The organism is Zavarzinella formosa DSM 19928 (genome assembly GCF_000255705.1).
Taxonomy (GTDB): Bacteria; Planctomycetota; Planctomycetia; order Gemmatales; family Gemmataceae; genus Zavarzinella; species Zavarzinella formosa.
In genome coordinates, this window is the sequence record NZ_JH636442.1 from 412,868 (window position 1) to 425,525 (window position 12,658).

Annotated in this window: 8 protein-coding genes; 4 read left to right on the forward strand and 4 right to left on the reverse strand. The window is 59.0% G+C overall.

What is annotated here, in order from left to right:
* Window positions 1-16: 16 nt before the first annotated feature.
* On the forward strand, window positions 17-1,336 hold the full coding sequence (locus BGIM_RS0122910; protein ID WP_029630317.1) for a DUF1501 domain-containing protein: 1,320 nt from the start codon (window positions 17-19) through the stop codon (window positions 1,334-1,336).
* Here BGIM_RS0122910 and BGIM_RS58050 read toward each other — a convergent pair.
* Genes BGIM_RS58050 through BGIM_RS51915 form a run of 3 tightly spaced genes read right to left on the reverse strand, consistent with a single transcriptional unit; the run spans window position 1,333 to window position 6,125 of the window.
* Complete coding sequence (locus tag BGIM_RS58050) at window positions 1,333-3,171, reverse strand: GTPase (protein ID WP_029630319.1); 1,839 nt, start codon at window positions 3,169-3,171, stop codon at window positions 1,333-1,335. The genes BGIM_RS0122910 and BGIM_RS58050 overlap by 4 nt on opposite strands.
* Entirely contained in the window at window positions 3,168-4,955 is a 1,788-nt protein-coding gene (locus tag BGIM_RS0122920) for a GTPase (protein WP_020472068.1), read from the reverse strand. The genes BGIM_RS58050 and BGIM_RS0122920 overlap by 4 nt, the downstream gene beginning before the upstream one ends.
* Before the next feature lie 39 nt (window positions 4,956-4,994).
* Complete coding sequence (locus tag BGIM_RS51915) at window positions 4,995-6,125, reverse strand: NAD(P)/FAD-dependent oxidoreductase (protein WP_020472069.1); 1,131 nt, start codon at window positions 6,123-6,125, stop codon at window positions 4,995-4,997.
* Between the two features lie 29 nt (window positions 6,126-6,154).
* Between BGIM_RS51915 and BGIM_RS0122930 the strand changes: the two genes are divergently transcribed.
* Entirely contained in the window at window positions 6,155-6,550 is a 396-nt protein-coding gene (locus tag BGIM_RS0122930) for a hypothetical protein (protein WP_020472070.1), read from the forward strand.
* A gap of 373 nt (window positions 6,551-6,923) precedes the next feature.
* Window positions 6,924-8,882: a YXWGXW repeat-containing protein gene (locus BGIM_RS58055; protein WP_020472072.1), complete on the forward strand. Its 1,959-nt coding sequence runs from the start codon at window positions 6,924-6,926 to the stop codon at window positions 8,880-8,882.
* A gap of 59 nt (window positions 8,883-8,941) precedes the next feature.
* Here the strand turns inward: BGIM_RS58055 and BGIM_RS0122945 are convergent, their stop codons facing one another.
* On the reverse strand, window positions 8,942-9,523 hold the full coding sequence (locus BGIM_RS0122945; protein ID WP_020472073.1) for a DJ-1/PfpI family protein: 582 nt from the start codon (window positions 9,521-9,523) through the stop codon (window positions 8,942-8,944).
* 91 nt (window positions 9,524-9,614) lie between these two features.
* Here BGIM_RS0122945 and BGIM_RS0122950 point away from each other — a divergent pair, with 91 nt between their 5' ends.
* Window positions 9,615-12,644: a leucine-rich repeat domain-containing protein gene (locus BGIM_RS0122950; RefSeq protein ID WP_020472074.1), complete on the forward strand. Its 3,030-nt coding sequence runs from the start codon at window positions 9,615-9,617 to the stop codon at window positions 12,642-12,644.
* The last annotated feature ends 14 nt before the right edge of the window (window positions 12,645-12,658 follow it).

Genomic DNA, 12,658 nt, shown 5'->3' on the forward strand with positions numbered 1-12,658 from the left:
TGTTGGATTGATTCCCATGTTGAACGTCCTCGGCCCGGCCTCCCGGTTTTGCGATCACGTTTCACGGCGGAATTTCCTGCAAGTCGGGGCATGGTCGCTCGGCGGCCTTACCCTGCCGGGGTTGATGAAGGCCGAGGCGGCCGCCAAAACCCGGTCGCACAAGTCCATCATTGTTGTGTACCTATCCGGCGGTCTCTCCCACCAAGACACCTTTGATCTGAAGCCGAACGCCCCGGCCGAGGTGCGTGGCGAATTCAAACCGATCAACACGAACGTGCCGGGCATCCAAGTTGGCGAATTGCTACCGATGATGTCCCGCTGTGCGGACAAGATGACGCTGGTGCGGTCCATCGTGGGACTGGCTGACGAGCATTCAAGCTGGCAGAACATGTGCGGCGTCGGCATGGACACCGCCAAGCGGGAACAGAAGCCGCATTTCGGCTGCGTGGTCGCCAAGACGCAAGGGGCGGTTGATCCCCTCATCCCGCCGTTTGTCGATCTCTTCCCGACGATGCAGCACAAGCCGTATAACTCGCCGCACACCGGCAAGCTCGGCCGCTCGGCGGCGGCCGTGAAAGTGGACGGGGACGAAGTCTCCGTGATGAAGAATCTCAGCGTCTCGGCCGACCAGCTTCAGGATCGCAAATCCCTGCTGGCGATGATGGATCAGGCCCGTCGATCAGCCGATCAAAGCGGCATGACGGAAACCTTCCACTCGAAGGCGTTCGACGTGCTGACCTCCAGCAAACTGGTGGATGCCCTTGATGTCTCCAAGGAATCAATGGCCGTGCGGGAACGCTATGGCCGGGGATCGAACAAGCACCTTGGCGACGGGGCACCGATGTGGAACGACCAACTGCTGATGGCCCGCCGTTTGGTGGAAGCCGGGGCGAGGGTGGTCACTGTTGCGTATGGTTTCTGGGACACGCACGGGCAGAACTTCAGGCATTTGAAGCAACACATGCCGCTGTTTGATCGCGGCATCTCGGCCTTGATCGAAGACATTTATTCCCGTGGATTGGACGAGGAAGTCACCGTTCTTGTTTGGGGCGAGTTTGGCCGGACACCGAAGATCAACAAGGACGCCGGACGCGATCACTGGGCGCGGGTGAACGGGGCGATCTTCGCCGGGGGCGGGATGAAAGTGGGACAGGTGATTGGCTCGACCGACTCCGTCGCGGCCGTCGCCAAAGATGATCCGATCCCTTATCCGAATGTGCTGGCGACCGCTTATCATGCCTTGGGGATGGACCCGCACGCGATGGTGTACGACATCGCCAACCGGCCGACGCCGATTCTGCCGAGCAGCACCCAAATCATCCAAAAACTGTTTTAACGCCCGTACATCGCGGCAATGTTGGCCGAGTTTTCTCGGGCCGCAAGCCATTCGTTGACCTCGCGGACATTGCTCGTCAGCCCGCTGACGTGTTCGCGTTCCTTCAAAATCACCCCGGCGATTTCAGCCGGGATGGGTTCATACACTCGTTCCATTTCCGTGCCAAGCCGTGTGGAGAGTTGCCGGCGAAACTCTTCCTTAACGGCCGTCCAGCGCATGGGCAGCACCACCGCGATCAACAATTGCAAAAAGATCAGCACCACCAGCGTGAGAGCGAACGGCAGCAACAAATCGACCAGCGCAATGTGATAATCCTCGACCATGAAATAGCGCCACAGCAGCAAAATGAAGGCGCTCACGAACACCAGTTCCGGCAATATGTTGGCGAGTGTCAGCAACAAAAGCTGCAACACCCGGCGAAGGCCGCGTGGATGGGTGATCTGATCTTCCACCGTTGTCAGTGATTCAATGATGCCCCGGTCGTGCCGGGTCTGCCATTCGTCACGGTCAACGGCTTTCAAGCTGCCCGCAAGCAAGGCAATGGGAAACCGTTGCCGGTCGGCTTCCACCGTCAGCCGGTTCACCAAAGCGGTGGTTCGCTGGTTCAACACCTTGTCCCCGGCGATCCGGGTACATTCGTGGGCGAAGGCCGCGAGGTTCCAATTTGATGCCGTCTCCGGCTGTTGGCCGATTTTGGGGACGAACGGGATGCGATCCCGAAGAGAAGTCCCGGCGAAGCGCAGTCGGGTCGTGAGCTTCACATAAGCGGCCATCAGTCCCCGGTAACGCTGCTGGCCGCCAACTCGGAAGTGGTGTTCGATCTCGGCCGAGTATGGCTCGATGGTGTTCACCAAAATCGTTGCCCATTCGTCCGCTTCGCGTTCGAGGAGGGTTTTCCATGCCTCGGTGGTTTTGGCCGCCTCGGTGGTCAAGTCGGGGGGCAATACGTTGGCGAGTCCCGTTTCCAATTGCCGGAGCAATTGCCCGACGCCGCGCGCTTTAAGGGCCTCAATCTCCAAACGCGAGAGGCCCAGCTCCAGCCAGTTTCGCAGATCTTGAAACTGTTCCCCCTCCGGGAGATTGTCCGGCCGGTTGCCCTCGCCCGCGTCGATCCACGCTTGGGCCATCGTCCGAAAAATCAACGGGTTCTCGAATCCTTCGGATTGTAAATCTCGCAACAAGTCTTGGTCGGGCCGGAGACCGGCCGCGCCAGTGTGCAAGCAGCGATCCCATTTGTTCAGGACGAAGGCAAACGCCTTGCGCTGGCGTTGCTTTTTGAAGAGATCCCAGCCGAGTTGGTCGTGATATTTTTCCTGCGAGCCGACGTACAAGACCACGTCGGCCACCGGCAGCATCGCTTCCAACTTCTCGCGGTTGGCAATGTCATTGCTGTCGAGGTCCGGCGTGTCCACGATAATCTTGGCCTTCAACTCCGGCCGGGAATGCGGGGCCATCCGGCAATGCCGCAAGGCGGGATCGAGGCGTTCCGGCTTGATGGATTCGTGGTAATAAACCACCGGATCGCGGGTGGTTGGCCGCATGAACGACGCTTGGGCGACCGATCCGTTGGCGAGGGCGTTCAACAGGGACGATTTGCCGACGCCGGTGCCCCCCATGAGCATGACGACAAGGAGTGGTTGATCGACATCAATGGCGGCCGCTTGTCGCCGGATGTCGTCCAGCATTCCTTGAAGGGTCGCCTTGGCGATCATTGGCAACGGCTGGCGGTGCGATCCCTCAAACCAAGACCGCACATCCCGCTCCAAGGTGTGGAGCAATGGGGAAAGCGTTCGCAACAGCGGTTCGACGGGAGGCGGGGGCGTTTCGCTCGTCACGAGTTGTTCCCCACGATCATTCCCCGGATTTTCTCGATCTGAACCGGAATTCGCAACACAGTGGACTGGAGCTTTTCGTAGGAGGAACCGCCGCTGACCGGCCAATCATCAAGCCATTTCGTCAGCGGGGAAATGATGACTTGGCGCACGGTACGAAGTTTGTGCTGCCGGATGGCCCGGCGCTTGCCCTCCACGAATTGCCAGACGATCAACTCGGCCCCCTGATGAGTGATCGAAAGAAAAACCGGCACATAGATCAGCGTCGGCCAGTTTAGCCCCCCGGCCCAGATTCCCAAGCCGATGGCGCTGAGATCGAAGAACAATTTGACGACTCGCAAAGTCGCCAGCGAGGCCGGATTTTGCTCCAACGCGGCCGTGACGTTCCGGGCGGCCGATTCGGTTTCCTCAGTTGATTGAAGCTGATATTCCCGCAAAGTGGCCCGGTATTGGTCCAACGCTTGGTCTGTCAGACCGGCGTTGAACCCGGTTTGAACATGCTTCCAGAACGGCCCCTGTTCGCCCCGCTTGAGGGCGTCGGCCTGCAACTGATCCAGCATCGCCTTCGTCGATTCTTCGAGAACATCCGATTCTCGCCGGGACAGGGCCATCGGCCGCGTGACCGCCTTGGTGACGGCGTTTCGCACAAAACGATAGGGAAATCGCACGGTCTTCAGCGCCACGGCAATGCCCTTGCCGGGTCCGGGAAGCTCCAGCAAATCGAGCAATCGCTCGCGGGCCTCGTCGAATCGTTTGAAGCCCTCGCCCTCCAGAAAATCGTTTTGATATCGGCGTTCCAGTTCCATCATCCCGTGATTGACATTTGCTTTCCACACATCCATCGCGGCCAAGTCCTGCCGGGCCACGCCCAGCAAATCCGGCAGCGAAGATCGCAGATATTCGATGGAATTGCGCACCGTGCGGTCGCGGGTGTTGGCCGGATCGGCGAGGACCATCACCTGATTCAGCAGGGCGATCCGGTGGGGGGCCGCCTTGCCCGTTGGGTCGGCGAGTTCTTCGGGTTTCAACGCCGGAATGGCGATCACCGGAACTGTCGGCTGGCCACCGGGGCCGACCGGCAAACGACTGAGGATTTCCTTGCCGAAATGCTCGACCAACGCGGTCGCCTGCGAGGGAAGCATCTTCGTGAGGACGACGACCACCGGCTTTCCCGTGCGGGCGAGCAGGTGAAGAAACTGCGTTGGAACCTCGTCGTTGTATCGTTCATCCGAGGCGACATACACGATCACGTCGGCCAGACCGGAGACTTCGATCAGGCGGGACAGATAGCCGCTGGCGGCCCAAGTCGTCATGTCCGGGCAGTCCCAAATCACCGCATCCCCGAGGGGGTTGCTTTGCGAATTCGGAACCTTGACCACTTGAAACACATCTTCATCAAGGTTCGCCGGGGCGGGGCGGTCGAGGCGGCGAAGCGGGCCGAGAAAGCCGAGGTGCCCGGTCCAATGGCTGCCAGATTGGCCGATGAGATAGGCTGTGGGGTGTCTGGTGTAACCGGCTTGGGGATTGGCTTCCGCGACGGCGGAACCAGCCAGGAAATTGACCACCGTGCTTTTCCCGGTTCCGGCTCCGCCGACGACCGCGACATGAATCGGCGTCTTTCCCTGTCCATCTAGCGAGGGGCCGATGACATTCCGCACGAGAGACGCCGCGAGCCGAAGTTGGGAGGTGGCTTTCGCCCGGTCCGGCTGTTGTCGAGAGTGGTCTTCCAGCCAGGAAAGGTCATCGGCCAGTTGGCTGACTTCCAGCCGGACGGCGGCGGCATCCATCGAATACTCCGGGGGTTGCGAACATTGTACCCCGAAAATTTAAGATTGAAACGGTCGGAGATGCGGTTCTGCGGAGGTTCTGTCCAACCGGAAGGGAGCCAAGTCCAGCCAAGGGGGGGAATCAGTCAGCAACTCGCTCATGGCGAGGGCCGTGCCGGGCGAAAGTTGAATCCCGGCCCGGTAATGCCCGCCGGCGAAAAAAGCATTGGCGAAACCCGGAACCGGGCCGATGAACGGGATGCCACCGGGGCTTCCCGGCCGCAGTCCCGCCCATGTGTGTTCGATGGGGGCATTCTTCAGAACGGGCACATGCTGAATGGCGAATTCCGTCAGCATCCGGGCATCGGCTATCTTGGTTGATTTGTCGAAGGCCGCCTCGGGGTCTTCCGTGGCGCCCACCAATAATCGCCCGTCGGCACGCGGCACAAAGTAATTGGGCCCGACGGAAACAATCTTCGGAAGCAAATCGGGTTTAGTGCGGAACACCACAATTTGCCCTCGCACCGGCCGCACTGGCAAATTGATTTCGAGCAAAGCCAGCAACCGCCCGCCCCAAGCGCCGGGACACAGCAAGAACTTGGAAGCCGGATGACGGGAACCATCTTGGGAGATCGCCGCCGTGATTCTCGATGCACCCGTCTCGAAGCGGACGACTTCCTGGTTCGACAGGATTTGTACGCCGAGCTTTTCGACGGCCGTCAACAGGGCCTTCAAATACCACGGATTCCGGATCTGGGCCATCGTAGGGAAGTGATAGTTCACGCGGGCAGGAACAAGCGGTGGGCAAAGCTCCCTCGTTTGAGCGGGCGACAACTTCTCAAACAGGATCTGTTCCCCGCCCCACAACGCCTCCAAATCCGTCGGCGTCTCGTCAAACAATTCCAACCCGCCACAGCGACGATAACCAGTCTTTGATTCGATGAATTCTTCCAGTTCATTCGCCCATTGGCGAATCAAATCGGAACTGTGTGCCCGCAATCGGTCCATCGGGTGAGAGGTGTGGGCGAGATTGCCCGGAGGAATGATCCCCGCCCCGGCCCAAGAGGCTTCCTTGGCCGGTTCGCCGCGCTCCAACACCGAAACCTGCAGGCCCTGTTTGGCCAGCAGGTAAGCAGTGGAAAGGCCAATCACACCAGAGCCGACGATCAGCACATCCGGGGTTGAATTCATGCGACTTTTATAGCGGATGGCGATCCCGGATGGCAGAGGCCGCCGTTCTCAAGAGAACAGCGAGGAGTTTGCTTCAACGATTAAAATCGTTGTCTCTTGGCCCGCTGGATGCGTTCTACCAACATTGCAAATTTGCCAAACCGATGGGAAAATTTACATTCATCACCCACCTGTTGGAGACCATGATGGTAGCCAAATCATTAAACATTGGAAAGCTAACGGAAACGAATGCCTGCCTCGTCTGCGGTTCGGCAGGGTGGGTCAACGCAGGATTTTTTCGGTGTTCACGGTGTGGTTTTCAATTGTGCCTTTCGTGCGAAGGTCGTGAAGCGGAACGTGATATGACCGGCGAAGAACTCGATGAATCTGAAAAACCTCAAATGACGTGTGACACCTTCCCGAGTTCGGTTATGATGGATGAATGAGTTGAACCCACCAAGCATCAGCGCGATTTGATTCCCATTCCGACCAATCTGACGTTGCCTGCCCCCGTTTTCTGGGGTTCCATCGCGGCATGGATTCCGCTTCCACCGGCGGTCATGGCCGGAATTCTTTGCACCACCATGATTTATGCCCTCCTTCATCATCTGTTGAGTGTCAGACAGTGGGTGGATGAGGAAAACTCGGACGACCCGCTCATGCCGCTGAATTACCTGAATCCTGTCAGTCAAGAAAATCCAATCACTGTTTGACTCACCGATCTTGAGCAAATCTCCCCCTTGGCGCAAGATTTGCCAATTTCGTCATTCCCCGGATACAACAACCAACGGTTTTCCCAACCGGGTCCGAGACAGAAAAATGAGACTTCTGAGAACACTGGCCCTGTGTGCGATCACCATCGCCATTCCCTCGGTCGGGTGGGCCGCCGAGGAAGAAGTAGAAGCCCTCGCCCGCGGAGCAATCCACGAGGCTTATGCCGAACCGAGTGAACGACAGCCGACCGCCTCGCCCATCGTTCCCAAGGAGCCGCCCAAGCCAATTGAGGAACTTCCCCCGGATCAAAAACCCGAAGGGGACAATGTCCAATGGATTCCCGGTTACTGGTCTTGGGACGAAGACCGCAAGGACTTTGTTTGGATCAGCGGTTTCTGGCGGGTGCCCCCGCCCGACCGGACGTGGATGCCCGGTAGCTGGCACAAGAACGGCGATGGATGGCAATGGTCCGGCGGGTTCTGGGCCCCGGTCCAGGCTCAAAAGGCCGCCATCGAATATCTGCCCGAACCGCCCAAGCCCTTGGATGACGCCGGGGCTAGCGTTCCCGCTCCCTCGCCCGACCAAGTTTATGTGCCCGGTTCATGGGTGTACAACACCCGCTATGTGTGGCGTCCGGGCTATTGGTCCCCATACCGGGCCAATTGGATCTGGCAGCCGGCTCACTATCGCTGGACCCCGTGCGGATATGTGTTCATTGATGGGTATTGGGACTATCCGCTGGCGAATCGCGGCGTGCTGTTCGCCCCGGTTTATATTCCCCGGAGCTACTATGCCGCCCCGGCCTATGTGTATACGCCGACCTATATCGTGCGGGAACCCTGTCTCTATGGAGCGTTCTTCGCCCGTCGCGGTTACGGAAGTTACTACTTTGGGGATTACTTCGCCCCGAACTATGCGACCCTTGGCTTTACCGCCTGGAGCGGTCATGTGAGCGCCACGGTCCGGTTGGGCGGGTATTACGATCCGCTGTTTAGCCACTACTCGGTGGGTTATGCCCGAGATCCATACTGGGGCGGCGGCGGTTTGGTGAATCTGTATGTCGGCCGATACAAGGGTGATTTTGCCCGGCCTCCGGTCAGTTACACGCAACAAACGGTGGTTATCAACAACTTCAACACCACGAACGTGAAGAACGTCAACAATGTTCAGATGTTGACCACCCTGCGTGACGCCCCGAAGACCACCAATGTGCGGTTGGCCGCCGTGCCGGAAGCTGTGCGACGTGAACAACAAGTCCACGCTCGAGAAGTGCGGGCGATTGGCGTGAACCGAGCCGAGCAAGAGGTGCGATTAGTTTCCGCCGGGCCGCCCAGAGGGCCGGTCGGAGGCGTGGCGGCTCCCCACACGCTCAAGCTTGATGTGCCGACGCATCTTCAACCGAAGGTGGCGACACCGGTGATCGAACCGGCCAAGCCGGGCCATGTTCTTCCGAAGGCAGATCGGCCTCACGGCCATGAGGCCCCGAAACTGGACCCGAGGCCGACGTTTCCGAACCCGATGCCGAAGATTGAACCAAGGCCGGTTGGTCCGAAAGGCGGGGGGCCGAAGTTCGAGCCCAAGATATCAGCCCCGACTCCGGTTCCCACGGTTCCGGTGGTGGCTCCGAAGCCTGTTTCAGTGGCTGAGGTTCCGGCTCCGAAAATTGTGCCGAAGCTGGCTCCGATGCCTGTGACACCGGCTCCGGTGGTTGTGCCAAAGCCCGCTCCGATACCTGTGGTCCCGGCCCCGGTTCCGGTGGTTGTGCCGAAGCCCGCCCCAGTGGTGCCTGTCACTCCGGCTCCGGTGGTGATACCGAAGCCCGCTCCGGTGGTGCCTGTCGCTCCGGTAGTTGTGCCGAGGCCCGCTCCGATACCTGTGACACCGGCTCCGGCGATTGTGCCTCGGCCTGCTCCGGCTCCGGTTCACACCCCTCCGGTTTCAGTCGGGGGGACACCGGTAAAGAATCCGGTAGCCACTCCGGCACCGACCCGGCCGGCGCCGACCCCACCGAAGGCCCCGTCTGGTCCGGCTCCCAAATCGGGCAAGCCGAAAAGCAGCCGATAAATGAAAGAGGCCCGGTGGAAACACCGGGCCTCTTTTGTTGATTCATCAATGGGTATCCATCAAGGCTCAATTCGCGAGCCGAGCAACTTCAAGAATTGAGCCATCCAAGCCGGATGGGCCGGCCAGGCGGGGGCAGTGACGAGATTCCCGTCCGTGATGGCCCCGTCAATGGAAATGTCGGCCGGGTGCCCGCCCGCCACGGTGATATCCGGGTTCACGGCCGGATAGGCCGCACAGGTGCGCTGAGCCAATACCCCGGCGGCGACCAGAATTTGCGGCCCGTGACAAATCGCCGCGACCGGTTTCTTGGCGGTCATCATCTCCCGAACAATCTCCAGCACGCGAGGATTCAACCGCAAATATTCGGGGGCACGGCCGCCGGGAATCACCAGTGCGTCAAAGTCCTTTGTGTCAATCTTGTCGAAATCCGCATTGAGTGAAAACTGGTGGCCGGGCTTTTCGCTGTAGGTCTGGTCCCCCTCGAAATCATGGATGGCGGTGCGAACTTTGTCGCCCGCTTTCTTGCCGGGGCAGACGGCCCGGACATCATGCCCCACGGTTTGGAGGATTTGGAAGGGAACCATGACTTCGTAGTCTTCGACGAAGTCTCCCACAAGCATCAGAATTCGTTTGCTGGCCATGTTTCCCGGATTCGTGTGTGGAAGGTGGAACGGAACCGCTAGAATTGCCGTCAATCAAAAGATATTGATCCGCCTCAGAGGAGTAAGGGCCATGCCCTTGCCAAGCCGGTTCTTGTTGGGTCTTCTCTTCCCTCTTTGCGTTTTCCCGGCCGGTTGCGGCAAACGCGCTGAACCGCCCGCTCTGCCTGTTGTCGAGGCAGAAGTGGCGCCGGCGGCCCCCAGGCCGGTCGAAGAAGATGTTGGCCCGAACCGACAAACTATCGATCTCCGGGTGGCGGGCATCTGGGCGAAGATTGACCTTCCCGAAAAGACGACACTTACCAGCGCCGGCCGCGATGAATGCCTGCTTCGCTGCGGCTCTTCCTTCGCGATCTCGGTGAATCGTTCGACCGAGACGGCCGAGGCCGCCAAAGAACGCCTGACGGCCGCCGGTTGGAAATTGGCCGAGCAAACGGACGCCGGGTTTGTCGCCGAGATTGAATCACCGGAACCGGCGAGAGTTTCGTGGCGTTTCTTCAATCCCTATCCGGCGGGGTATGTCGTTTCGATTGTCCCTTCCGCCAAACTCACAAGCGAGCAACGACAGCGGGTGTTCGAGTCGATCAAGACCTTCCGGCCCGTCGCCGTCACCGTGGAGGAAATGACCCGTTCCCAACAGGCGATGGCCGATCTCCGGCTGGCGGGGGCGACGATCATCGCCCGGAGCGGCGGCTTGGAAGTGGACTTCCCCTGGCGGGCAAACACGGAAAAAATGCTCCTCCGGATCACGGAACTCAACCGGGTGGCCACGGTTCGCGTCACCGGGTCGGGGCCATTCACTGGCAATCATCTCAAACAAGTAAGCGGTTGCACCGGGCTAACCAAGCTGCATTTGCAGAACCTCGCCATCGCCGACGGGGACTGGAGCGGATTGGACGGGCGAAATTCTCTGCAAGAAATTCGCATCGAACAGGCTCCGCATCGGCCGCTGGTTCCGGCGGCTTCTAGCAAGAATCTGCTCGACAGGCTGGGCCGTCTTCCTGCGTTGAGAAGCGTCTTTCTCCGGCGCCATGCTTGCGACACCGCTGTGTTGAAACTGGCCAATCAACTGGCGAAGCCGCGTCTCGCCACCATCGGATTTGAAGATGCCGGAATCACAGGGCCGGAAGTGAAGATTCTGGCCGAGTATTCCGGGTGGAAGGGCCTTTCCCTGTCGGACAATCTGATCACTCCCGATGGTCTGGCTTCCCTTCGAGAATTGAAAGGACTGGAACGACTCGATTTGTCCGGTTGCCGGATCAACGACCGGTCGATGACTTATTTTGGCGAACTCCCTCTGCGTGATTTGAATATTTCCCGCACCGAGGTGACCGATGCCGGAATCGCCTCGTTGCTGAAAATGTTCCCCAATCTGTCATCATTGGATGTTTCCGCAACGGCCGGGACGGATGCCTGTCTGGCTTCATTGGCCAAACTCACCAAGCTTCGTGATTTGTCGCTGGCTCATCTTGCCTTAAAAGCACCCGCCGTCGATCAGTTGAAAGTCTGTGCGGAGTTGCGGACGCTGAATCTGGCCAACACATCCATTAAACCGGCCGATTTGCCGAAACTGGTAGAGAGCCTCGTCCGGTTGGAAGCCCTCGACCTTCGGGCCACGGCCACCGATGCCGACTCGGCGGACAAGATCGTCAAAGCCCGCCCCGAGTGCCAGTTGATGCTCGCCGGAACACCGGTGGAGGAAGGCAGGCGAAGGGACCTCGTCATTCCCGATCCAACCCCCGTCATTCTGCCGGTTCCGGCGGATCAATTGACCCCCGCCGATCCGGTGGCCATGCTGAATCGCTACGATGGGAAAATGGTGAGGGATGAGGAAGCCGAGACGAAGCCCGTTGTCGAGATCACGATTTCTTCCGTGGACATCACCGATCTGGATCTCGCGGAACTTCGAGGATTGAAAACACTCGAACGGTTGCGTCTGGATGGGTGTGAAAAAATCACCGAGGCGGGACTGGCCTACCTCAAGGACATTGTTTCGTTGAAGCAACTTTACCTATCCCGCACGGCCGTCACCGCGAACGCAAGCGGTGTCTTGGGACAGTTCAAACATCTGGCGATCCTCGAACTCCCGGATGTGGCCATGTCACAAAAACACCTCATTCAGTTAGAGGCATTGAAGGATCTCGAATCTCTCCGCGGGGTGATCGTTCCGAACCACCCGGAAGCCTTTGTGGAATTCCTGGCCAAGTGCAAGAAACTGCGCCAATTCGATTGGCAGGCCGTCGAGTGGAACAACCGCCGCCTCGGCAAACTCAAGGATCTGGCCTCACTGGAAACGCTCGAAATTCGCGGTAACTGGGTGGCTGATGCGGGCATCGAAGTGGCCGCGAATTTTCCTGCCCTGCGGGAACTGACGATCCATGATGACCTGATCTCGGACGCCGGATTGAAGCCGCTCGAAAAGCTAACCGGGCTGCGAAAGCTTCGATTGGAAGGCCGGCGATTCTCGGACAACATGTTGGTTCCGTTCCGCAATAACGAGGGCTTGGAAAGCCTCCGGTTCGCCTGTCCGGGGTTTACGGATCGCGGGGCGGTTCCCATGCGGTCGTTCGGCAAACTCCTCGAACTTGACTTGCACGCCAACAACATTGGTGACGCCACCCTACAACAAATTGGCGAATTGAAGGATTTGGAATGGATCGATCTGAGCGACACCAAAGTGACCGATGCGGGATTGAAGTTCTTCAAGAATATGGAGGAACTTCGCAAACTCACCCTGAGCCGGACATCCATCACCGGGGAGGGATTCGAGGCCATCGACAAGCTTCCCCGGCTCGCCCGGTTGGAACTGGATCACACCAAACTGACCAAGAAGGGGGTTCAAGCCATCTCGAATGTGTTCTCCGTCGAGGAACTCGATCTGGCCCATGTTCAAGTTGGCGATGACGCGATTCTTTGTCTCAAGACACTGCCCGTTTTGCAAACCCTTCGACTGGATGCAAACGTCGCGATGACCGATAAAACAGCGGATGGCTTGGTGACGTTTCCCCAATTGGCCGAGGTGAGCGTGATCGGGACAAAACTCACCGGCAAGGGGCTGGCGGTCCTTCGCAAGAAGGACGGGCTGAATGTGCTGACAGAATAACCGGGAATCCTTTA